The sequence below is a fragment of the Leptospiraceae bacterium genome (assembly GCA_025059995.1).
In the GTDB taxonomy this organism is placed as follows: domain Bacteria; phylum Spirochaetota; class Leptospiria; order Leptospirales; family Leptonemataceae; genus SKYB61.
The window spans coordinates 253,697-276,217 of sequence record JANXCF010000002.1; the positions used below are offsets into that span (position 1 = coordinate 253,697).

At 33.3% G+C, this 22,521-nt stretch carries 23 protein-coding genes; 17 read left to right on the plus strand and 6 right to left on the minus strand.

The features are described 5' to 3' along the window. Positions 1–3: 3 nt before the first annotated feature. Both NZ853_03590 and NZ853_03595 read right to left on the minus strand, forming a co-directional pair. Positions 4–984 carry an ABC transporter permease gene (locus tag NZ853_03590; protein ID MCS7204757.1) on the minus strand — a complete coding sequence of 327 codons (981 nt, stop codon included), beginning with the start codon at positions 982–984 and terminating at the stop codon, positions 4–6. Positions 985–993: 9 nt separating this feature from the next. After that, positions 994–2,796 (minus strand): ABC transporter substrate-binding protein, encoded by a 1,803-nt coding sequence (locus NZ853_03595; protein ID MCS7204758.1) that lies wholly within the window; start codon positions 2,794–2,796, stop codon positions 994–996. 520 nt (positions 2,797–3,316) lie between these two features. Between NZ853_03595 and NZ853_03600 the strand changes: the two genes are divergently transcribed. The 10 genes from NZ853_03600 to NZ853_03645 all read left to right on the plus strand — a co-directional run bounded on the left by NZ853_03600 (position 3,317) and on the right by NZ853_03645 (position 12,638). After that, positions 3,317–3,742 (plus strand): PDZ domain-containing protein, encoded by a 426-nt coding sequence (locus tag NZ853_03600; GenBank protein MCS7204759.1) that lies wholly within the window; start codon positions 3,317–3,319, stop codon positions 3,740–3,742. Further along, entirely contained in the window at positions 3,742–4,650 is a 909-nt protein-coding gene (gene nadC / locus NZ853_03605; protein ID MCS7204760.1) for a carboxylating nicotinate-nucleotide diphosphorylase, read from the plus strand. Before NZ853_03600 ends, nadC begins: the two co-directional genes overlap by 1 nt. After that, positions 4,647–5,516 (plus strand): tetratricopeptide repeat protein, encoded by an 870-nt coding sequence (locus NZ853_03610; protein MCS7204761.1) that lies wholly within the window; start codon positions 4,647–4,649, stop codon positions 5,514–5,516. The genes nadC and NZ853_03610 overlap by 4 nt, the downstream gene beginning before the upstream one ends. 79 nt (positions 5,517–5,595) lie before the next feature. Then, positions 5,596–6,546 carry a TAXI family TRAP transporter solute-binding subunit gene (locus NZ853_03615; protein ID MCS7204762.1) on the plus strand — a complete coding sequence of 317 codons (951 nt, stop codon included), beginning with the start codon at positions 5,596–5,598 and terminating at the stop codon, positions 6,544–6,546. 1 nt (position 6,547) lies between these two features. Continuing rightward, complete coding sequence (locus NZ853_03620; GenBank protein ID MCS7204763.1) at positions 6,548–8,272, plus strand: TRAP transporter fused permease subunit; 1,725 nt, start codon at positions 6,548–6,550, stop codon at positions 8,270–8,272. Positions 8,273–8,356: 84 nt separating this feature from the next. Beyond that, positions 8,357–10,009, plus strand: coding sequence for a GMC family oxidoreductase (locus NZ853_03625; GenBank protein ID MCS7204764.1), 1,653 nt, complete (start codon positions 8,357–8,359; stop codon positions 10,007–10,009). A 55-nt stretch (positions 10,010–10,064) separates the two neighbouring features. Further along, positions 10,065–10,886 carry a hypothetical protein gene (locus tag NZ853_03630; GenBank protein ID MCS7204765.1) on the plus strand — a complete coding sequence of 274 codons (822 nt, stop codon included), beginning with the start codon at positions 10,065–10,067 and terminating at the stop codon, positions 10,884–10,886. Positions 10,887–10,960: 74 nt separating this feature from the next. Then, positions 10,961–11,398, plus strand: coding sequence for a GtrA family protein (locus tag NZ853_03635; protein MCS7204766.1), 438 nt, complete (start codon positions 10,961–10,963; stop codon positions 11,396–11,398). Then, entirely contained in the window at positions 11,391–12,164 is a 774-nt protein-coding gene (locus NZ853_03640; protein MCS7204767.1) for a glycosyltransferase family 2 protein, read from the plus strand. The genes NZ853_03635 and NZ853_03640 overlap by 8 nt, the downstream gene beginning before the upstream one ends. Further along, entirely contained in the window at positions 12,165–12,638 is a 474-nt protein-coding gene (locus tag NZ853_03645) for a DUF4505 family protein (GenBank protein MCS7204768.1), read from the plus strand. Position 12,639: 1 nt separating this feature from the next. Here NZ853_03645 and NZ853_03650 read toward each other — a convergent pair whose 3' ends face one another. Beyond that, complete coding sequence (locus tag NZ853_03650) at positions 12,640–13,197, minus strand: rhodanese-like domain-containing protein (protein ID MCS7204769.1); 558 nt, start codon at positions 13,195–13,197, stop codon at positions 12,640–12,642. 77 nt (positions 13,198–13,274) lie between these two features. On the opposite strand from NZ853_03650, the gene NZ853_03655 reads away from it, so the two are divergent. After that, complete coding sequence (locus tag NZ853_03655; protein MCS7204770.1) at positions 13,275–13,769, plus strand: hypothetical protein; 495 nt, start codon at positions 13,275–13,277, stop codon at positions 13,767–13,769. Here NZ853_03655 and NZ853_03660 read toward each other — a convergent pair. Continuing rightward, complete coding sequence (locus NZ853_03660; protein ID MCS7204771.1) at positions 13,766–14,701, minus strand: exodeoxyribonuclease III; 936 nt, start codon at positions 14,699–14,701, stop codon at positions 13,766–13,768. The genes NZ853_03655 and NZ853_03660 overlap by 4 nt on opposite strands. 46 nt (positions 14,702–14,747) lie before the next feature. Further along, positions 14,748–15,593 carry a flagellin gene (locus NZ853_03665; GenBank protein MCS7204772.1) on the minus strand — a complete coding sequence of 282 codons (846 nt, stop codon included), beginning with the start codon at positions 15,591–15,593 and terminating at the stop codon, positions 14,748–14,750. 178 nt (positions 15,594–15,771) lie between these two features. Here NZ853_03665 and NZ853_03670 point away from each other — a divergent pair, with 178 nt between their 5' ends. From NZ853_03670 to NZ853_03695, 6 genes are all read left to right on the plus strand, one after another. After that, a complete protein-coding gene (locus NZ853_03670; protein MCS7204773.1) occupies positions 15,772–16,506 on the plus strand; it encodes a GerMN domain-containing protein in 735 nt (244 codons plus the stop codon). Further along, a complete protein-coding gene (locus NZ853_03675; protein MCS7204774.1) occupies positions 16,503–17,267 on the plus strand; it encodes a hypothetical protein in 765 nt (254 codons plus the stop codon). Before NZ853_03670 ends, NZ853_03675 begins: the two co-directional genes overlap by 4 nt. 176 nt (positions 17,268–17,443) lie before the next feature. Beyond that, the gene (locus NZ853_03680; protein MCS7204775.1) at positions 17,444–18,592 is read left to right on the plus strand and encodes a hypothetical protein; all 1,149 of its coding nucleotides are present in this window, start codon (positions 17,444–17,446) and stop codon (positions 18,590–18,592) included. 2 nt (positions 18,593–18,594) lie between these two features. Then, positions 18,595–19,491: a hypothetical protein gene (locus NZ853_03685; GenBank protein MCS7204776.1), complete on the plus strand. Its 897-nt coding sequence runs from the start codon at positions 18,595–18,597 to the stop codon at positions 19,489–19,491. Between the two features lie 50 nt (positions 19,492–19,541). After that, positions 19,542–21,056: a hypothetical protein gene (locus NZ853_03690; protein ID MCS7204777.1), complete on the plus strand. Its 1,515-nt coding sequence runs from the start codon at positions 19,542–19,544 to the stop codon at positions 21,054–21,056. Positions 21,057–21,089: 33 nt separating this feature from the next. After that, positions 21,090–21,719, plus strand: a complete 630-nt coding sequence (locus tag NZ853_03695; GenBank protein ID MCS7204778.1) for a hypothetical protein — start codon at positions 21,090–21,092, stop codon at positions 21,717–21,719. Position 21,720: 1 nt separating this feature from the next. On the opposite strand, the gene NZ853_03700 is transcribed toward NZ853_03695, so the two are convergent. Beyond that, positions 21,721–22,506 carry a tetratricopeptide repeat protein gene (locus NZ853_03700; protein MCS7204779.1) on the minus strand — a complete coding sequence of 262 codons (786 nt, stop codon included), beginning with the start codon at positions 22,504–22,506 and terminating at the stop codon, positions 21,721–21,723. Between the last annotated feature and the right edge of the window lie 15 nt (positions 22,507–22,521).

Sequence of the window (22,521 nt, forward strand, 5' to 3'; positions counted from 1 at the left end):
GACTTACTCCAGACGTATTCGAGGATCCACAAAAGCATAAGAAATATCCGTTAGAACGTTTCCTAACATATACAAAAAAGCTCCCAAATAGACTAAGGCTCGAATGACAGGAAAGTCTTGAGAAATAATGGCAGAATACATCATGTCCCCCATGCCAGGAATTCCAAAAAATTGTTCTAATAATAAGGAACCAGTAATCAAAAAAGGAAGACTCATCATCACTGTGGTCAAGATAGGGATTGAGGCATTTCGTAGCACGTGAAAAATCAAAACATACCATGTTGTAGCTCCCCGAAGACGAGAAGCCCTCACGAAAAGTTGGTATTTTTGATCCATAAGCACGGTGCGATAGAAACGTATCTGTCCTCCTAAACCCGCAATCACAGCTACGATGATGGCTGGTAAAGGATCACCATAAATAGGCACTATCTTTAGAAAGCTTCCAAAAATCCATCCTGCTAATAATAAATACACAGGAATAGCAATACTCATCGAAACTACGGCAAAAAAACTGATGGTCCTATCTACCCAAAGGGGACTATAAACCGACAACAAAGAAAAAAACAAACTTATAAAGATAGAAATCACAAAAGCAGGGAACATCACACTCAAAGAGGGAATTGCTCTTTCCTTCATTTGTTCTAAAATATCCCGATTGTTTTTGTCTTTGCCAAAATTGAAGGTAATGAGATCCTTTAAGCCTAGAAAATAACGAGAATAAAAAATGCTTTTTTCTTTAAATTCGGGATGAACCCTTCCATCAGGACGAACTTCTTCAGCATGATGTGGCAGATTCAAAAATAGTGGCAAATGATAGTTGTTGGCACGAACCCAATCTTGTAAAACGGGCAAAGGAGCTTGAGGTAAATGCACCTTCGCTATGGCAATGGGGTCCCGAAGATGAAAAAGCAAAAAGGTGATTGTATAGACTCCTATTGCAATAGGAATAGTGTAAAGAATCCTTCGAAGGATGTACTTCCACATAGAATCTCCCTAAAACAAAGAATTTATTTCTAACCATTTTTGAAAACGAAATTCTGGGTTCACACTTCGGTATTTGAGTTGATTTAGATCTAATGGATGTGGGATGATAGGCTCAAGCCATGGCCATTGGATAGAAAACGTAACAGGATGGAATGTAAAAGCTACGGGTAGATCACGTAGTAGTATCTCGTTCATACGATAAACCAAGTTCTTTCGAATCTCAGGTTGTGTGGTTTCTAATAGTTGTTCGTAGAGTCGATCAAATTCTGGGTTGATGTAGCCAGCTTCGTTATACCCAGTTTCTATGTTTTTACTATAAAACAATTGAAAGAAGTTTTGTGGATCGGGATAATCAGCTCCCCATCCCCAACCAGCAATTTGAAACTCACCCTTATGGCGTTTTTCGAAAAAGGTCGGAGCATCGTATAAATCCACTTTGAGTTCGATTCCGTATTTTGCCAGGGATTCTGTGTAGAAACGATAAACGGCTGTTCCTGCACCGCCTGCCACTGCTGTTAGCCGAAGTTCCAGAGGTTTTTGATTTTTGTCTCTACCTTGAGGGTGTCCTGGTGGATATCCTGCTTTTGTGAGCAACTCTGGAACAAGGTGTTGGCAGTTCCTTATGGGGTATTTTTTTATGAGAGGGTCATCTTCTAAGTGTCCTTCCATTTCGGGTGGTATGAGTCCATTCGCAGGTATGGCTCGATTGCGAAAAAAACGAAAAATCAATTCTTCTACGTCTATGGCACAAGCAATCGCTCTTCGAAGATGAGGATTGTTTTTGAAGATAGGATCTCGCAAGTTGAAAACCCAACCATAAGTGACAGGTTCTTTTGCCTGAGTGAGAAGTATTCCCATCTTTCGGTATTTTTCTGAGAGAACCGTTCCATCCAGAACTTGCTGCATAGTGTCTTGATTGAGTCCAATCCGGTCGATATAGCCTTGACGAAACAAGGTCCAAATCGTAGGACCGGAACGAATGATATGAAAATACACTTCTTCGATGCGAGGTAAAGATTCTTGAAAATATTCACTAGTTTCATAATAGTTAGGGTTTTTTCGTAAAATCATACGTTGATTTCGTTTCCATTCGTGTAGATAAAAAGCTCCAGAGCTGATAGGATGATGGTCCAGTAAATATTCTGGATTTCGTAGTGAGTATTCCAAACATTCTTTTGGCAAAGGGGAGGAAGCCGTCATAGCAAAGAAATATGGAATCCTTGGATCAGGTTTTTTTAAAAGAATCTCGATTCCGTTTTGATTGTATTTTCTTACTCCTTCGATTTCTCGTTCATACATTTCCATTGTTTCTTTTTGGGGGAAGGTTTCTAAATATTGTGAATATTCCATAAAACCAATGATATTATCCAAAAGTGGGAATGCAAAGGGATTGATTTTACGATTGGCGGTTCGCTTCAACATCAGAATGAAATCTTCTGCTAAGATAGGACGTTTCTTTTTGCCAAGACATTCTTCAGGATAATAATAGGCTTCTTTGAGTTCGAAACGAAAATAATAAACAAGCTGATTTTTATGGGATTTGTATCCTGTTTCTGGATAATCTTTTGCTAAGAGAGGAATCATTTTCAAGGGTCTGGCTTTGTAATCATACTGATATGGAGTAGCTGTGATGTTGGAAAGAATAGTGATGGAAATAACATCAGTTGCTTTAATGGGATCTAAGGTTCTAGGTTCATCCGCTAATGCAGAAAGTAATACTTTTTTGTTTTTATCAAAATCACTATAAGGGTTGTTCCAAGGTTCACGACAGCTGATTAAAAACAAAAATAGCAAAAGAATTATTGGCTTCATCGAGATAACGAAATTCTCATTAGGACTTCTTTTACAAGTGGATTTTTGATTAGCTAACCTTGATAAGAATTGATAAAGGTTGATAAAAATTGATAAGAAATGGCAGTATCGAAATATTAAAAAATTAAATTAAAAAAAGTATATAAAAAATGTTCATAAAAACTCAAAAAAAATTGACTTAAAAAAACTATGAAGTAAATTTAAAGAAATTGTATAAAAATTTTACATTCTTTATTTATTTTTTTTATTATAGTGATACGATACTTAAATATGATTAAAAAGACATGAAACGTAATAATTTTATATGATAGGATAGGATTATGGCAACAGCAAAGAAATCAAACAATAAAGCAGAAAAAAAATCAACAAAAAAGGAAACAAAGAAAGCTGAGAAAAAAACAGCAAAGAAAGCATCAAAGAAAACAGGAAAGTAATTACGTTGTAAAAATATATAAGCTTTTCCTGTTTGGGATCGATTCTATTCTTGTTGCTTTTTTTAAAATCTGTTTATGATTGTTTTATGATGCGATATTTCGTTGTCGTTTATTTGTTGTTCTTGTTTTTATCAGCTTGCAAAACAGGAGAGAAACTAAAAGAAAATACGAAAGAAGAAGCACCAGTTATTCTTGATAACAAAAAAAAAGAAGAAAATGAGCAAGCTTATTTGGGAATTTTATATACAGAATATGTCTATGGAGTTCAAGTAGTTGAGGTTTTTCCTGATAGCCCAGCTTCAAAAGCAGGTTTGGAGATAGGTGATATCATCTTATCAGCTAACGGATATCCTATCTTTGGTTCTTACACATTGAAAGAAAATATATTTTCAAGAAAACCTGGAACTGAAGTAATCATCGAAGTAGAAAAGATGAATGGGAAAAGAACAAAATTAAGGGCTGTTTTAGAACCCATGCCAGAGAAATATAAAAAATACTATCAAAATCATTGATGCAACATCACTTTACAAGTCCCGTCGTTGACATAAAAAGAGCTGATGTAGAAGACCTCATAAAAGTAGCCATTTACGAAGATGCACCAGATGGTGATATAACTTCAGAAACTCTTTTCGATAGAAATCACTTTAGTTTTGCGAAAGTCATTTCCAAGTCAAAAGGAATATTTTGTGGTAATAGGATTTCAGGTCTATTGATTGAAATTTTTAATGAAATTGCAAACTATAACATCAAGATTTTGAATTCATTGCAAGATGGGGATGAATTTTTAGAAAACCAAGAATTATTAAAACTCAAAGGAGAGACTGCTGGTTTATTGAGAATTGAGAGGGTGCTTTTGAATTTTATCCAGCTTCTTAGTGGGATTAGCACTCAAACTCATAAAGTCATCCAAGCAATACAAGGTATAAATAAGAGTATTTTTATTTTAGATACAAGAAAAACCATTCCAGGTTTTCGTATTTTATCCAAATATGCTGTCTATTGTGGAGGTGGAAGTAACCATAGAATACATCTTTCAGATATGGCAATGATCAAAGAAAATCATCTTTCAATAGGATTATCTCTCAAAGAAGCAGTAAGGCAAATCAAGTCGAAACACCCAACAAAACCCATTGAAATCGAGGTTCAGGATTTTCGTATGATTGAAGAAGTTTTAAGCATAGAACCTGATATAATCATGTTAGATAACTTTTCTATCGAAGAAATCAAGAAAGCCGTCGAATTGATTGAAGATTATTGTAATAATCACAGTTTATCTAAGCCAAAAATTGAAATCTCAGGAGGGTGGCGTCCTGACAAATTTTACTTGTTGAAGGATTTGGAAAACATAGGAGTAAGTATGGGATATCTAACCCACAATGTGCAGTTTTTAGATATGAGCATGGATTTTGAGACTTTATGAAAACTCTGATAGAACTACAAAATTTAGCTAAAGAAGCAGAAAAAACAAAGAACATACCCAAAGCAATCTATTATTACAAACAATTGTATGAAATTACGAGAAAACCAGCTTTTCTTTTTCAACTGGGATATTTGGAATCGTTGATTCCTAATCACGAGAATTCTGTATCTTTTTATGAAAAGTATGTTGACTACAATCCTGATGATACCATTGCTTATTACAACTTAGCCGTTGAATATTTTCATTTGAAGAATTATCCCAAAAGCATTTTGAACTTAAAAAAAGCCATACTTAAGAAACCGGATTTTCTTCAAGCCTACATTCTTCTGGGTTATATTTATGAAGTCATGGAAAACCATCAAGAGGCTTTTCGTTATTTCCAAAGGGTCTTATCAATAAAACCCAACTATCATTTAGCTTTACAGGGTATCATTTTTTCTCTCATCAAACAAAAACTTTATGATCAAGCATTGGGGGAATGTGAAAAGTATTTAAATCTCTATCCAAATGATCGCTTTATAAAAAATACAAGGGTTCAATTGTTGATCCAGTTAAAAAAAACAGAAGAAGCATTTTCAGAAATTAAAACGTTAGTGGAAACAGATGAAAGATATAAATCTTTTGAAAACTATATCCATCAGGTTCAAGAGAGAAGAGAACACGAATTCCAGGAATTTCTTTCAGAAACTCAAAAAAAACTTCAAGAAAAACTAGCATCCTTAGAAGAAGCCAACGAAGAAACCAACCCAGAAAGGAAGACATATTTGGACATTAGCTTACTCTCATTATTTTCAGGAAAAAAAGAACAAGCAATCGAATACTTACAAAAAGCATTGGAGCAAGAAAAAATAAAAAAAGATAAATAAGAAGTGATAATTTTCTTGAAGAAATTAACAGTAGTAAAAATTAGTAAAATTCAAAAAAAAAAGAAATGGAGGTTATAAAATGCAAAACTTACAAATTTTACTTTTAATCATTTCGATTTTAGGGATCAGTGAGCTTTTTTCTATTTCAGCTAGGACATATCGATTTTCGGGTGGTCCATCAGGTGGTGTGTATCAATATTTTGCCAGTGGAGTTTCTACCTTAGCTAAGAAAGCAAACATCAATCTTTTAGCTAGTGCCTCGGGTGGTGCAATTGAAAATATTCGTTTAGTGAATGCTGAAAAAGCAGATTTTGGTATCGCAAACTCAGGGGATGTTTACTCTGCGAGGATGGGGCAGCTTATAGGTGATAGTAAAAAATACGAAAATATTTTTGCCATTAATTTCTTTTATAGTGCTGTTGCTCAGCTCGTCGTGCGTGCTGAAGATAGAATCACTTCCGTTAAGCAATTAGAAGGAAAGCGAGTCGCTGTTGGAAATCCTGGTTCTGGTGCAGCAGCTGCAGCAGAAATATTTTTCAAAGAAATTGGTATTTGGGAAAAAATCAACAAAGAATTTTTGGGTTATCGTGAGGCTGCAGAAGCATTTAAAAATAGACAATTAGATGCGTTTTGGGTATTTGCTGGATATCCAAATGCAGCTATCACTGAAGCTGCCTTACAAAATAAAATTCAGTTAGTGGATGTGTACACTGAAGCAGAAAAAGCAGGAATGTTTAAAAAATATCCTTATCTGACTAAAGAAGTCTTACCAGCAAATACCTATAGCGGACAAACTCAAGAGGTAGCGACTTATAGTGACGCCGTGATTTTCTTTGCTCATAAGAATGTTCCTACAGAAGTTGTTTATAACCTACTGAAGGTTCTCTATAGTAAAGAAGGTTTGGAATATATGGTGAGTGTTCACAAAGCAGCTCAAGAAATGAAAATCGAGCATGGACTAAAGGGAATTGTGACGCCACTTCATCCAGGAGCTGAAAAATTCTGGAAGGAAATGAAAGTATTAAAATAATATGTTCGAAAAACTTAATAAATTCGAAAAGTTTGTTTTTAATCTTTTTTCCCTTTTTCTTGTTTTTTTTTATATATATTCAGCAATCATACAGCCTTTCCCTGTGCAATATCATCGTGGAGTTTATGTTCTCGCTGCTTATGTTCTGATTTTGTTTCTATATAAATCGAAGAATCCCATTTTAAGGATTGTAGATTATTTTCTTATTATTGTTTCTTTTTATGTAGTAGGTTATTGGATTTTGAATTTTACTGCTATTACATATCGAGCTGGAGCTGAAACCCTACAAGATCAAATTGTAGCATTGATTGGAGTTATAATCGGAATAGAAATAGCTCGAAGGGTAGTGGGGATTGTATTTGTAATCATTGGTATTGTGATGATTCTATATGGAGTATATGGAAAATACTTACCCGACATTATTGCTCATCCAGGGGATACGCTTTTAGGACTGGCAACGACCATTTTTTTCAAAAGTGATGGGATTTTTGGTGTAATGGCGGATGTGATTGCTTCTTATGTGCTTTTATTTGTGATTTTTGGTGCATTTTTGGAACGTTCTGGTTCACAGAAGTTTTTTATTGATCTTCCCATAGCATTAGTCGGTCATAAAATAGGTGGTCCTGGTAAAGTTGCTGTGATTGCAAGTGCCTTATTTGGTTCCATATCTGGAAGTGCAATCGCCAACACTGTTTCTACAGGTATGTTTACAATTCCTTTGATGAAAAAAGCAGGATTCAAACCTCACATAGCAGGAGCGATTGAACCAGCCGCCTCAATAGGGGGTATGTTTATGCCTCCTATTATGGGAGCTGGTGGTTTTATCATGTCGGAGTTAACAGGTGTTCCCTATAACAAAATCATGTTGATTTCTTTGTTTCCTGCTTTGATGTATTTTTTGAGTGTTTTTGTTCTTGTTCATTACTATGCTAAAGACAATAAAATTGTTGGTGAAAAATCAGATGTAGATGTAAAAACCCTTTTAAAAAGTGAATGGTACTATAGTTTACCTATCATTGTAATAACGGGAGCACTTTTATATGGTTTTTCTGCGAGTTATTCAGCAGTGTTAGGTATACTTACAACGATTATTATAAGTTGGTTCAAAAAAAAAACCCGAATTGATCATAATAAATTTTTAGAAGCAGTTCGTGTAGGTGTAGAAAATAGCTTAACTATTGGTGCTACCGTAGGAATCATTGGAATTATCATTGCAGTTTTGACATATAGTGGGATTATCGTGAGTTTTGCAGATATTGTGATTCAACTTGCTGGAGGGAATATCTTTTTGACCATTCTTTATATCGGTATTGCATCATTGATTTTAGGAATGGGGGTTCCAGTTACAGCTGCCTATTTGATCACAGCTGTTGTAGCCGTTCCTGCATTGACAAAGTTGGGGATTGACCCCATTGCCGCTCACATGATTGTTTATTGGTTATCTCAAGACTCAAACATAACTCCACCCGTATGCATCGCTGCTTTTACAGGTGCCACCATTGCAGGTGCGAATATGTGGAAGACAGCATTTGCTAGTTTTATTTTTGCCAAGTATCTTTATGTAGCTCCATTTCTTTTTGCTTATGTCCCAGCCTTCACCTTGAATGATACACCTGAAAATATTATCATTGCTTTCATTCTTATCACCATTGGAACATATTTGTTTTCTTATGTTTTGAGTTTTACTTGGTGGAAATATATAAAACGAATTTATCAAAGAACCTGAGCTTCTCGAGTTTTTGACTACATACCTAATAATTTTCATCGCCTAAATTGATTTTTCTGTCAATATGTAATTAGGGGCTATTGTATGAGTCATTATGATTATGATTTTATTGTGATTGGTTCCGGTTTTGGTGGAAGTGTTTCTGCCATGAGGTTGACTCAAAAAGGCTATAAGGTGGCTGTGATCGAAGCAGGAAAACGATTTCGAAATCAGGATTTTCCAAAAACTAACTGGAACTTACGAAAGTATTTCTGGTTTCCAACAATCTTTTTCTATGGTATCCAAAGAATCAATATCTTGAGACATACATTGATACTTTCGGGTGCTGGAGTTGGTGGCGGAAGTTTAGTTTATGCTAATACTCTTTACGTCCCACTGGAAGAATTCTTTGAACATCCCAAAGTGAAAGTTTTGGGTGGTTATGAAGAGCTCTTGCCTTACTATGAGATTGCAAAAAAAATGCTGGGAGTAGTTGAAACTCCTAAAACCTTTCGTGGAGATGAAATTTTAAAAAAAACAGCCGAAGAAATGGGTTTCGGACAGACTTTTCGTCCTACACCTGTGGGAGTTTACTTCGGGAAGGTTGATGATCCCCAAGATCCATACTTTGAAGGAGAGGGTCCAAAGAGAAATGGATGTATCTTTTGTGGAAATTGTATGGTAGGTTGTCGTCATAATGCTAAAAATTCTTTGGATAAAAATTACTTATATTTTGCTGAAAAATTAGGGGCAAAAGTTATCCCAGAGACCAAAGTGGTCGGCATATATCCCTTGAGTCCGGATGGATCGGAGGGATACGAAATTCGAACCATTACCACTACAAATCTTTTTGGGTACCCCAAAAGGGTTTTTCGAACAAAAGGGGTAGTTCTATCCGCTGGTGTTTTAGGCACACTGAAACTATTGTTTACTATGAAACAAAAAAAAATCATGCCAAACATCTCAGAAAAATTAGGGTATTACGTTCGAACGAATTCTGAATCCATCATCGGTGTGACTTCGAAACGAAAAGACGTGGATTTTTCGGAGGGGGTAGCGATTTCATCAAGTGTCTTTCCGGATAAGAATACTCATATTGAAATTGTTAGATACGGGAAAAATTCTGATGTAATGAACATCATGGGAGCACCCGCATTGATTGATGGAGGTGGAAAAATCCCCAGACAACTTCGATTTTTAATGGCTTTTTTACGACATCCCATTCGTTCAGTGCGACTACTTCTTCCTTTTGGTTTTGCTCAACGCTCTATCATTCTGTTAGTAATGCAGACTTTAGATAATTATTTAAAGATCGTCCATAAAAGGGAATTCTATTTTCCTTTCAAAAAAATCCTTACATCAGAATTGGATGAAGGAGAGCCTCCGCCCACGTATATCCCTATAGCAAATGAATTTGCAAGAAAGCTTTCTAAGCATATCAATGGAATTCCAAGAAGCTCCATCAATGAAGTTTTATTCGATATCCCCATGACAGCTCATATTTTAGGAGGAGCATGCATTGGAAGAACGCCTGATGATGGAGTGATTGACGAAAAAAATCGTTTATTTCATTATCAAAATTTTTATGTTTGTGATGGATCGATGATTCCTGCTAACTTAGGAGTAAATCCAAGCTTAAGTATAGTTGCATTTACAGAAAGAGCTATGTCCTTCATTCCGCCTAAGAACGACCAAATGCACATTTTTGAATTTGAAAAAAAGTGGGGAATAGAAGCTTTACTTTTACGAATGAAGTAAATTTCATTTTCCAACTTGCCAAAAAAATTAAAATTAATTTTTTGTATTGAAACCTATGTTTTCTTTAAGAGGAGTTTTAATTTTTATCGTTTTCTTTGCATTAAGTTTTCAATCGATCATTGCTGAAAAAGTTATTTTTAAAGATGGAACTATTTTGGAAGGAAAAGTTATTCGACAAACAAAAGATAAAATTCAATTACAATTCCCTGATGGTACCACAAGAATTATAGAAAAACAGGATATTGATCGAATCATTTACGAAAAACAGCCACCAAAAAAAGAAGAGCCAAAAGAAAAGCCCAAACCTCCAGAAATTCCAATAAAACCAGAAGAACCACCAAAAGTTGAAGTAGAATCGGAAATTGTTAAAGTCGAAGGGATACCTACAATAACTCAGCAAATCGCTCTTCCAGAAAAAACAAAAGATACTACTGGGATCTATTTTAAGTCCATTGTCTTTCCTGGATGGGGTTTAATGGATTTAGGAAAAAGTGGTAAGGGAATTGCCATTAGTTCGATTTTCTTAGCAAGTGCTTTCTATTATGCTAGTACATATCAAAAAACCAATGACTATAGAAAACTATATAAAGAAAATACAAACCTTATAAATTTTTTAGTTGATACAAATATATTAACCCCTTTTACTCCTGAGCATTTGTTGATGTTGAATAATATATCAAAAATAAAATCTTCATTTCGATCTTCTACACGAGATTTGTCAGTTGCTGCAACATGGTTGGTTTTCTTTTATTTTATCCAGTTAGGGATTACAAATAATGAAATTCAAAATGCTTATTATTTTGATTACAAAAAAACCGAAGTCTCTTTTTGTGATTGTAAAACCCTATTTTCTTTTACTCATACTCATCATTTTTAAAAAAAGCAATTCTTCTTTAGTTTAGAGTTTAGAAAATCTATTGAAGTTGAGAGATTTTTAAAAAAATCGAAACAATGGCATCTTTGAAGAGTAGGTTTCATTCTCTTTTGGAGAAATACTTTAAAAATAAAAAAATATTGTATTTAATAAATGGTTCCTTGATTTTTCTTATTAACCTTATATTAGCATATTTGATTTACAAAATCCCTTTTTCTCAAAATGAAAGAATACAGAATAATATAGCTAACTTAATTACAACAGAATTGATGGTTTTTATTTCTTTTATCATACATAATAACTTAACGTGGAAGGGAAACACCGGGAAATTTATTCACAAAATCTTTAAGTATCATACCATAATGGCAGTTTCGATTTTAATACGTGCAGTTTCATTTTATTTGTTTGATAGTATAGGATTTCCGTTTATGGTATCTACGGTTTTAAGTATTGCAATTATTGTGATATTTAACTTCTTGGGTTTTGACAAATTTGTGTTTAATAAGTATGAATGATCAGAAATACCCTTTTTCTGTAAGCGTTTTGGTTCCAGTATATAACGAAGAAAAAACAATAGGCATTGTATTACAAAAACTACTCAAACTACCATTCGTGAAAGAAATTATTGTTGTGAATGATTGTTCAAATGACAATACAGAAGAAGTCATATTGGGTTTTTTACAAAAACATCAAGATAAAATCATTTATCAAAAAAACGAAAAGAATTCTGGTAAAACAGCTTCCATTCGAAAAGCGAAGGCTTTGGCAACAGGCGATATTATCATCATTCAGGATGCAGATTTAGAATATGATCCAGATGAGATCGAAAGTGTGATAGAACCCATCCAAAAAGGAGTAGCAGATGTAGTATATGGAAGTAGATTTTTGGTCAAAAAAGCAGCGAGGGTATTATACTACTATCATTACATTGCGAACAAATTTTTGACTCATTTATCTAACCTATTCACAAATCTTAATATGACTGATATCGAAACTTGCTACAAAGCTTTTCGAAAAGAATACTTCAAAGATATGCCTCTAACAAGTAAAGGCTTCGGCATGGAGGTAGAAATTACAGCAACTATAGGTAAAATGCCTGTTCGAGTTTATGAAGTTCCCATTTCTTATTATGGACGAACATATGAAGAAGGAAAAAAAATTGGTTTTAAAGATGGGCTTTATGCAATATTCTATATATTTTATTTTAATCTTTTTGGGATGTGGAATAAAGAACGTCGTGAGTTCGTTAAACGATTTTATAAGAAAAAATCGGATTCTTAAATGAAGTTTGAACGATATTATTTTTATTACGTAGATTTTGATGGGAATCTATATCATGACAATACTTTACTAACAGATGAAAAATTCTTAGATTTTTTCTTTAAGCAAATTCAATACAATCAAACTCAAATGTTTGAGAATTATCCTTACTTATCACCTTGTGGAAAAGAAGCTAATTTCATTGCATGCCCGGATACACCGATTGTTTTCAGAAAAATCGAAGATCAAAAATTATATTTTGCGGGTAGTTTATCCATCCCTTTTGATGAAACGAAACTTGCTTATGTAGAAACAAGTGGGCTTTTGTATCATCACTGGAAGGACAACCTATATGGAAGATTGGGTAAATATGTAATGATGGAAATCGCAAATGAAATCTCACTAAAAGAAGGAAAGTATTTCTATAAAGAACGTTTAATTCCGACCTATTTTTCTTTTCAGGATTTGATCTTTAAAAAGTTCACCAAGTTGTGATTTAATAAATAGGGATAGAAGGATCAACTTCTTCCGCCCATCTTTTGATACCACCATCTAAATTTTTTACATTAGGAAATCCTTTAAAATAAAAAAAATAAGTAGCTTCTAAAGACCTAATTCCCGTATGGCAAAAGAAAACCATTTTGGTTTGCTTGTTCCATTTTTGTAGGATTTCCCATGCAAGTTCTTGTGTTAGCCATAACGAACCTGAGATATTTGCTATTTCTCTTTCCATAGCATCTCTGACATCTAAAAGAATCCAATCTTTTTCCTCTTCTAAAAGATGGGATAGTTCTTTTGGTGCGATTTGAAAACTTCGCTCTAATTTGACACTATCATAAATCAATTGGATTGCTTCTTGTAAATAAGGAAGTTTGTTATGTTTGATGAAGACTTTTTCAATCGTATCGTTCAAGGAATAACCACAGCTATTACAACCGCCAATATGATATTTTTGGAAAAGAACTCTTCTCGCTGAAGGATAATTTTGAAGAATTTCTGACATCTTAGTTTGAGGTTGGATTTCTAATGTATACATATAATAGAAAGAAATCAATGAACATTCAAAGAAAACAAAATTTCTTTATTTCAAAAAAGGATTTTCGAAAAACTTTGATTTTCTGATTTGTAATTATGAAATACAAAATTATGGTTTTTTTGGCATTCTTTTTCATGAGTTGTAAAACAAATCCCTTCAAAGATTTCTGGCACAGGCAAAAAGAATATCATCCCTATGTGGTCCTAACTTATCATGATGATGCTGTGAGTGTTACTGTGCTATTGGAAGAATTAAACCTCAAATCCGAATTTTCTTTCCCACCAGAACCTTATACAGAGAATTCTTTTTCAGTAATACAAGTTGGCGAGAACTTCCCTTTTGAAAAATTCAAAGAAATCACACTATTTATAAAAAATTACTATCCTCAACTTCGTTATGTGGACCTTATTACAAAAAATGATAGAGTGCCAGAGAAAAGTCTATATCTTCTTTTCATTGGTGCAAACACAGAAATAGCCATAAAAAAAAATCTAAAAGCATGGAATGATAAAGACTTTGAACAATTTCGAAATTCAAAAACCAAAGAAGAGATGATATCTTTCATCCAAAACAAAAATCAAAAGAATTAAAGTTGGATTTCTAATCCTACTGGGCAATGATCACTTCCAAGAATTTCCGATTCAATCCAACAGTTTTTTATCATCGATAAACTTTCTTCGGTTGCGAAAAAGTAGTCAATCCTCCAACCAATATTTCTTTCTCTTGCTCTTGTAATGGGATCCCAATAGGTGTATCTTCCTGGAGATGGATCAAATTTTCGAAAAACGTCAACATAACCCATAGATATTAATTTGTCTAAAAAAGCTCTTTCTTCTGGCAAGAAGCCCGAGACATTTTCATTTTCTTTAGGTCTAGCTAAATCAATCTCTTTGTGGGCAGTATTAAAATCCCCTGTGATGATTAAATACTTTTCTTTTCGTTGTCTTTCCCAAATGTGAAGGCAATATTCATAAAAATTCAATTTGTATTGAACTCTTTCGGGTCCTCTTTGCCCATTGGGAAAGTAAACATTCCACAAAATAAAGTCTTGAAATTCAGTGATTACGACTCTTCCTTCCTCGTTGAATTTTTTTTCGGGATGATCTTCCTCAAATCCAAATTGAACTTTTAAAGGTTTGATTTTTGTTAAAGTGGCTACACCAGAGTATCCCATTTTTTTCGCACTCATCCAATAAGAATGATATGGATAATCGAATATCTTTTTTGCTGTCGGATGTTGTAGGATTTGAGAAAAATGGGATTTGGTTTCTTGCAAACAGACGATGTCGGGGTCTTTTTCTTCGAGCCATGAAAAAAACGTTTTATTCGAAATGGCACGAAGCCCATTGACGTTCCACGTGTAGATGATTAAATTTTTTTTCTCTGTGATGGGCAAATGAAGCTCATGAATTTTGATTTGATCTTTTTGATCTTGAAGAGATGAAGGCTCACTCAGTGTTTCTTTTTTTTCTGGAAAGCTGAATTCCTCTTGGTTTTTTTGGGTTTTCTTTGCTTTTGGCATAGAAACAAGAATCGGACCCACCTACGTGGGTCAATAGAAGTTAAGATTATCTTAATAGTTGTAATACGGATTGTGGTCGTATGTTGGCTTGAGCTAACATAGCTGTTCCACTTTGGACTAAGATTTGGTTTTTCACAAATGCAACCGATTCTTCTGCCATATCTACGTCTCTGATACGAGATTCTGATGCTTGTGTGTTTTCATAGGCAATCATCAAACCTTTCGCGGCGTGTTCTAGTCGATTATAATAAGCACCCAAATCAGCTCTTTGTTTGTTAATTCGATACAAGGCAGCATCTAAAACGGCAATTGCATCGTTAGCGAAATCAGCTGTCGATAAGGTCAAAAGAGAACCGTCATATTTTCTTAGATTCAATGCTCGAGCAGTCATGGTTTGGATATAGATCCTTTCTCGATGGTGTTGATTAGGTCCTATGTGGAACCACATAGAAGACACTCTTGATCCTCTTGCAAAATCCCCTAAGAACAAATTCATTTTATTGAATTCTGCCTGAGAGGCAATTCGATCGACTTCATCAATTAACTGAGATACTTCCACTTGAATCATTTGTCGATCTTCTAATGTATAGATACCGTTTGCTGATTGGACTGCAAGAACACGAATCCTTTGAACTATATCATTGAGCTCTTGTAAATATCCTTCTGCTGTTTGGATGAAACTCATACCATCTTCGGCATTCCGTTCAGCTTGTCTTAGTCCATTGATTTGAGCTCTCATTTTCTCGGAAACTGCTAAGCCTGAGGCATCATCACCCGCTCGGTTAATCCTCAAACCAGAGGATAACTTCTCCATGTTTTTATCAACTGCGAATTGTTGGAATTTCAACACCCTGTGGGAGTTAATGGCTGATAAGTTATGATTTACAATCATCAGTTTCCTCCTTGAAACTTACTTTTGCTTCCTTGCTTCGTTTGAATTTAGCTTCGGTTTTTTTTTAGTTCGAAATAAGAGTGGATCGTAATTTTTGTGAATTTCTTGATTAAAATTCTCAATTTCCATCTTCACTTGTTGAAAAATATTTATTCAACAAGTTCCGATATTTCTATCAATGAATCAAGAAGATAAAACCATCTTAATTTTACTTACAACAGCTGTGCTTCTGATTTTTCTCGATATACAAGCAAAAAAACAGCAAGAGTTCATCAAAAACAACGTAAAAAAGGTATCAGTAAAGGAGTTAGTAGAATCATCAAAAGAAGCCTTAAACCAAGTTCAAAAAGAAGAATATATCAACAAAGTCAAAACTATGATTGAACAAAACATTCCCACAGAAGAAATACTAAAAACCATATCAAAAATCAAAAGTCTTATGTCATCAAATCAACTTGAGCAGTTATACCAAAAAAACAAAGAACTTTTGACATTGCCAATAGATCAAAAAGAGAACACAAATTTGAAATTATATTATTTACGTTTTCGTGATGATAAAACGACCGAAATCCAAGAAATCACGAGAAAAATCAAAGGGAAGATCACACCAGCTGTGGCATTACAAATACTTCAAAAAGGACCTCAAGAAGGCGAACCGAATTTGGTAAATGCCTTCTATACAAATATATCTATCAAAAACATAAGTTATGATGAAGAAACAAAAACGTTTCATCTCTTTTTCTCTTTGTCGTTTTTATCAGCAAATTCAAATGTTCAACGAGATCGCATCCTACAAATTTGTCACACAATAAAGCAATTCCCTAACATAAAAAATCTAATAATATGGATTGATGAAAATCCTTATTTTTTCCTTGATGACTGCTCAAAAGGATATCAAAAATTACAAATATGAAAATTTACTACTATACCCACAGAGGAAAAGTGAGAAAAAACAACGAAGATTCTATTTTGATTCAAGATCGACTATATCACGAAGTCAATTTTGAAAATCTAAAAGAAACAGAAATCAATCAAAACGAAATCCTACTTTGTGTAGCTGACGGGTTGGGAGGACACGAAAAGGGAGAAATAGCAAGCTTCTTGGTTTTAGATACATTGAGAAAGTCAAAAATCAAAAATCAAAATGACTTGCTTAATTCGCTTTCTTATTCAAAGCAAGTTCTCAACGAGTATGCAAAAAAAAATCCGAATGCTTTCGGCTTAGGAACTGTAATTGCGGGGATTTTTTTCATGAGTGAATATGCCATAGTTTTTAATGTAGGAGATTGTAGGGTTTATCTTTACAACAAAGAAAAAAAGTTAGCTCGTATTTCGAAAGATCATTCTGTTGTTGAGGAACTAAAAGATCGGGGTTTTCTTTTAGAAGGAGAAGAACGTTATCATCCGGAAAAACACGTTGTTACGTCTTGGATTTCTGGTGATAATGAAAGCAAAATTCCCAAAGTATTTTTTAGGTCATATCCTATTTCGTTTTTTCGAGGGGGCAGGATTTTGATATGTTCTGATGGATTGTGGGAGGCAATACCCGGCGAAGATATGGAACAATGCTTCGTACTTGATAATCCCCAATTTGTGGGTGAGTGTTTGATTCGAAAAACCTTTTTGAATGGAGCTTTTGATAATATAAGTTTTATTTTGGTGGAAAATGTATAGAAACAAATTTCTATATATTAGTTTTTTCTGATTATCAAGAATAAAATCAAAAAAATCTAAAATTAAAAAATCCAAACTTAAAAAATTAAAAATTAGTAATTTTTTGTTGACGATCAAAAGTAAAACATTTTTTTGTTTTCAGTGATTTGTTTGTTTAAGTACAAGAGGGGTGCAATATGTTGAAGAAATCAAAAGATAAGTTAGAATCAAATGATAAACAAGAAAAACAGGAGAAAAGATACTTTATTAGTGACGTTTTCGGAGAAAGAAAATTTTTACTTCTCAGAGAGTATGCTAGTAGAAAAGGATTGATTTATGTGGATGAACTCAAAGACCACATTGATAGTATTAAAAACATACGTGGGATTGGTCAAAAGAAATTGGAAATCATCTTAGAGAAAATCAACAACCCTGAAATCCCAACAAGAGTTGAACCACTCCAACTAAAAGAAATTGAATGGGAAACACCAATAGAAAGGGTGTTTCGTGGCTCATATCATGCTTTAATTGAGTATTGTCACAAAACAGGAAGAACCCGATTAAAAGATTTAAAAACCCTCACATTAGAAGAAATCCGAGCTATCAACTGGCCAGGCAATGCAATCTACAAATCCTTTTTGAAAAAACTAGAAAAATTTGGCATTATCCCCCAAGCTTCCAACGAACCTTTGGATTTGGAAAAACATACTATGGGACACTTAACAGATGATGTGAAGTTAAACAAAGCATTCCAAAATGCTCATGTTTCAAATCTAAAGGAATTCCTCCAATTAGGAAGGGAAGGAAGACTTGCCATCAAAAACTACGGAGAAATCAGCGAGAATTTACTCAGAGAACTTTTAAAAGAGCATGGTATTGATATCGATGAGTTCGAAAATCAATATCTGAATAAATACCCAAATCGTAATTTAGACCTAAAGATGGATGATTTTCTTCCAAAAATGAAGGAATTTTTAACACAAAGAGAATATTACATTATTACGAGTAGATCCTTAGAGAAAAAAACTTTGGAAGCGGTAGGTTCAGAATTGGATCTTACCCGTGAAAGGATACGCCAAATTGAAAAAAAAGCTGTAATCAGAACCAATATCTATATCGGACCCGTTATCCAAAAATACGCAGAAGAAATATACCAAATGGTAAAAGAAGCTGGTGGAAAAATGAAATTATCTCAATTATGTAAGACCCTTAAATGCAAGCCCGAAAGTGTAAATTTGGTCACCTATTTAGCAGGTTATCGTGATTTAAGAACAGAAGATGATTTGATTTTTATTGATCTTACACGAACTAGGGTTTGGAACGCCCCTACATATGACTACGCATAAACTTGGTAATAAAAAGATTTCTTTTCTTTTTAAGAGGGTTTTTCCCTCTTTTTATTTTGATTTCATGCATCTCTCCTTATAAATTTCGAAATTATTACATACAAGTAAACACCAAAAAAGAAACCTCAGAAACAAGCCATCAGCAAATAAAGACAGCAAGATTTTCTATTCACAAAGACAAAAATCAGTGTATTGATTTTCATGTTATTTTAAAAACACCCTTAGTTTACCCTTTTGTTCCAAATCGAGCTGAAAATGTTTTTGTAGAAAATGAAGTAGCAAAACTCCTGAAGGAAAATTTTTTTTGGATAAGAATCTATTTAAACAATCAAACAGATGAAACTTTGTATTTACTGAGTGATAGGATTTATCTTTCAGTAGATCAAAAGAAAACTACGATTGTCCCTGTTGAAGAAATCATAAAGAAATATCCGTTCTTGTTGGATTCATATCCCGTGTTCTGGTACGTTATTCCTAAGCCAGTTTATATTTATTTTGATGGGAAACGTGAATGGTGGAGAAACTTTTATTTTTTCCCCTTGAACCCGGAAGAAAGAAAAGCCAAGTTGCATTACTATGCGCAACATTATGCAAAAAAAACTTATGAAATCAAACCCAAAGAAGAGGTATTATTTTTTTTAGTTTTTGAAAAACTCCAACCGAACAAAGAACATACTTACGAATTCCATATGGAATTCAAACCTGAGTTGTGTAACGTATCTTTTCAATTCCGATATTGGATGGAATTATCTCACAAAAAAGAAGATGATATAATAGAACTATCTATTTTGAATGAATTGAGACAGCAAAATCAAAAGTGGAGTGAAGTTTATCGAGAAAAACTACAATCACGATATTATAAAGAATTCTCAAAAACCTACTTTGATTTCTTTGAATGATTCACTTAAAAACCTATTGAAGTCTTTTCCCTGAAAGAAAATTTGAAAAAATGAAGATTTATCAGTGGGAGAAAAAGTATTCGGAATTCTTTTTGATCGTTCTGATTATTATTTTCGTTTTTATTGTTCTTGCAGATAGTTATGCTTTCATTGGTGACACATTTGTAAAGGTTTTACAATCCTATTCATTAATACAAAACCGTTTTTTAAGCGAGGATTTGTATTATCCCTTTCGGGTTTATGATCCTGATTATCAATATTTTTATTTAAAAGTTCCTATGTTTTTAAACTTAGAAGACAAAAAATTAGGAGCTTTCCCTGTTTTTTATTCAATATTGATAGCACCCATTGTTTGGTTAGAACCCTATGCTCTTCCTTTTTTTACGCTAACAATAAATCTCATTTCTTATTGGATTTTAAAACATTATTGGAATCTTTCTAAATTTATGTTGGTTTTCTTCATCTTTGGAACTTTTCTTTTCTTAAATAGTGTAGATGGATCTGAAAGTAGTTTGCTTATTTTATTTCAGTTAGTGGGTTTGACTTTTCTTTTCAAAACTAACAAAGAAACTCTACATACTTTGTTGGGGATTTTTTTTCTAAGTTTAGGGATGTGGTTGAGGATAGAAATGTTTATTTTTATGGGTATTTTGATCCTTTTCTGGTTTCTCGTCTTTTGGGAAGAACTTAAGCATGATTTGAAAGAACAAAAAAAATTCCTACAAATCTTGGTGTTCAGTGGGATTTTTGTAAGTATCTATTTTCTTTTTCATTATTTTCATTATGGTCATATTTTCGGACCGAGATTTGTACTAAATATTAAATTAGAAGATTATTCCTTAATTCGCCAGCTGCGATTTATGTTGTCACTGTCTTTCTTTGGGGATAAGTTCTTTAAGTTGGGGTTTTTTGGTTATATCCCGTTGTTTTTGCTAACAATATTTTTTGCATTCAAAAGATTGGACATCTTAGATAAAAAAGATAAAGTTCTTTTCTTCACAGGATTGACGGCTGTTTTTGTATTGGGATTCTTGGCACCAAATGATGGTTTGGTAAATCTGGGTCCGCGTTATCTTATTTTGGGGATCGTCCCTTTCTTGGTCATTACAAATAAACTTTGGGAATTAAAAGTGATTTTTAAACGTGTTTTTATGGTATTTGCTTTTTACTCTTTTTTGATAACTACTCTTTACTTTTTTCTGTCAAGGGAGTACCTTAAGAATTTCAAACATTTTAATGAGATTATCGCAACCCAAAGAGGAGATTTTTATATTACCATTCATGGATTTGATGTAGTAAGTGCTGGTCTATTGGTATTAAGATCTCCTTTAATTCTTGTAGAAAATCCTGAGGATTATTCACTCATGGAAAAAATCAAAGCTTTTTTAGATTCTGATCAAACTTTAATTTTTTATTATAGCTCTTATTCTGAAAGTCAAAATAGAGACAAGATTCAAAAGATTATTTCATTTTTGGGTAAATACTTTATTTTAACTCATCAAATGAAGATTGATATAAAACAAGGAGAGTTTTATTTTACTTTTTATCACTTCAGAAAAAAATAAGCTTTCGTGAGAGAAGAATTCGGCAATAGGAACATGTTTTTTAAAATAGTTTTGGTTATAACAGTTCTTATTGGAGTCAGTTCGTTGAAAGCACAAAATATTGGTCCTTACATTCAAGGGGAGAAACGACCAAGCACTAATGACCCTAGTTATAAACCATCCATCATCCCTTTTTTCTTACAACGAAAAACGGAATTGGCTCCGATTGAGAGTTATATATTAGATCCTAATTTGAGTATTGAAAATTTCGTAAAACGAGAAAAAAAAGAAGAACTTACAAAAGAAGAAATAGAAGTTCTCGAAAATTTCAATTACAACCCTGAATACCAAAAATACTACTATCAAAAGTATTTTTTGCCGCAATTTGGTTTAGAATTCCAAGATAAACCTTTACTTCCGAGACTCGTATATCAAGAAAGTATATGGGAAAGAAGAATGACTATCTTTCTTTTGTCATTTCCCATCAGTTTAGGATTAACTTATTGGTCGTATCGATTTTATAAAGAAAATCGAAATTACCCTCCCATCCTGAGTCAGTCGGAAACGTTCGGAGTCTTTTTCTTAGCTTCCCTGATTTCTGCTTTTGTTGTTTATCATGACGAAAATTATCATAAAAGTTTGATTGAATATAGTAAAACCCTAAAAAAAGAAAAAAGTTATTGATTTATTTCTCGGTAAGTTCTTTTTTTAGGGTTGTAAAAATATTCAAAGCCGTTCGATAGTCTCCCGAAAATAAGCAAGCCATTCCATATTCAGAAAGTTCTTTATAAGTTTCTAATTGATTTTGCAAATATTTTTGTTTAAGCTCTTGATATTTTTGCTTATAGTAAGATTCATATTTGTCATAGTGATTTAGGTATTCTTTCCCTGTGATTTTTTTATAGACCGCTAAAAGCACTCGTTCTGCTTCTTTGTATTTTCTTGTTTTTAAATAGATTAGACCTACATGAAATAAATCTTCATCATCAAAAACTTCTCTGTATTGTTCAAAAACTTCTAAGGCTTTTTGGTAGTCTTTCAGTTTATAATATGCATGAAATAACTCTTTTACATAAAGTATTTTCAATATCCCTTTTTTTAAAAAGGAATTAGCTACTCTTATGATTGTATCATATTGTTGACTTTTTTTTGCTGAGTCAAAGAATCTTTCAATGATCCAATCTGAATAGTATCCTTTGGTTAGTATCCAAGTGCTCAACTTCCTTGCAGAGTAATGATAGTTTTTAGAATAATAGTCAATCATCGCTTCTAATAATTCTTTAAAAATCCCATTTGTTTTTACTTTTACTTCGTTTGGATTCGTCTCTATCAAAGATAAATAATAAAGTTCTTTTATGTTTTCATTAGCTTCATTATTGTTTTGTTTGTTATTATAAAATTCTTGGATTTCTCGAAATTTCTTTTGTGTGTAATATTCCCAAAGTTCTTCTACTTTCTCAGCCACCTTCATAATCTACCTCATCAT

Coding starts and splice junctions, on each gene's coding strand:
- NZ853_03590 (MCS7204757.1), bottom strand. CDS start 984: ATGTGGAAGTACATCCTTCGAAGGATTCTTTACACTATTCCTATTGCA.
- NZ853_03595 (MCS7204758.1), bottom strand. CDS start 2,796: ATGAAGCCAATAATTCTTTTGCTATTTTTGTTTTTAATCAGCTGTCGT.
- NZ853_03600 (MCS7204759.1), top strand. CDS start 3,317: ATGATGCGATATTTCGTTGTCGTTTATTTGTTGTTCTTGTTTTTATCA.
- nadC (MCS7204760.1), top strand. CDS start 3,742: ATGCAACATCACTTTACAAGTCCCGTCGTTGACATAAAAAGAGCTGAT.
- NZ853_03610 (MCS7204761.1), top strand. CDS start 4,647: ATGAAAACTCTGATAGAACTACAAAATTTAGCTAAAGAAGCAGAAAAA.
- NZ853_03615 (MCS7204762.1), top strand. CDS start 5,596: ATGCAAAACTTACAAATTTTACTTTTAATCATTTCGATTTTAGGGATC.
- NZ853_03620 (MCS7204763.1), top strand. CDS start 6,548: ATGTTCGAAAAACTTAATAAATTCGAAAAGTTTGTTTTTAATCTTTTT.
- NZ853_03625 (MCS7204764.1), top strand. CDS start 8,357: ATGAGTCATTATGATTATGATTTTATTGTGATTGGTTCCGGTTTTGGT.
- NZ853_03630 (MCS7204765.1), top strand. CDS start 10,065: ATGTTTTCTTTAAGAGGAGTTTTAATTTTTATCGTTTTCTTTGCATTA.
- NZ853_03635 (MCS7204766.1), top strand. CDS start 10,961: ATGGCATCTTTGAAGAGTAGGTTTCATTCTCTTTTGGAGAAATACTTT.
- NZ853_03640 (MCS7204767.1), top strand. CDS start 11,391: ATGAATGATCAGAAATACCCTTTTTCTGTAAGCGTTTTGGTTCCAGTA.
- NZ853_03645 (MCS7204768.1), top strand. CDS start 12,165: ATGAAGTTTGAACGATATTATTTTTATTACGTAGATTTTGATGGGAAT.
- NZ853_03655 (MCS7204770.1), top strand. CDS start 13,275: ATGAAATACAAAATTATGGTTTTTTTGGCATTCTTTTTCATGAGTTGT.
- NZ853_03660 (MCS7204771.1), bottom strand. CDS start 14,701: ATGCCAAAAGCAAAGAAAACCCAAAAAAACCAAGAGGAATTCAGCTTT.
- NZ853_03665 (MCS7204772.1), bottom strand. CDS start 15,593: ATGATTGTAAATCATAACTTATCAGCCATTAACTCCCACAGGGTGTTG.
- NZ853_03670 (MCS7204773.1), top strand. CDS start 15,772: ATGAATCAAGAAGATAAAACCATCTTAATTTTACTTACAACAGCTGTG.
- NZ853_03675 (MCS7204774.1), top strand. CDS start 16,503: ATGAAAATTTACTACTATACCCACAGAGGAAAAGTGAGAAAAAACAAC.
- NZ853_03680 (MCS7204775.1), top strand. CDS start 17,444: ATGTTGAAGAAATCAAAAGATAAGTTAGAATCAAATGATAAACAAGAA.
- NZ853_03690 (MCS7204777.1), top strand. CDS start 19,542: ATGAAGATTTATCAGTGGGAGAAAAAGTATTCGGAATTCTTTTTGATC.
- NZ853_03695 (MCS7204778.1), top strand. CDS start 21,090: ATGTTTTTTAAAATAGTTTTGGTTATAACAGTTCTTATTGGAGTCAGT.
- NZ853_03700 (MCS7204779.1), bottom strand. CDS start 22,506: ATGAAGGTGGCTGAGAAAGTAGAAGAACTTTGGGAATATTACACACAA.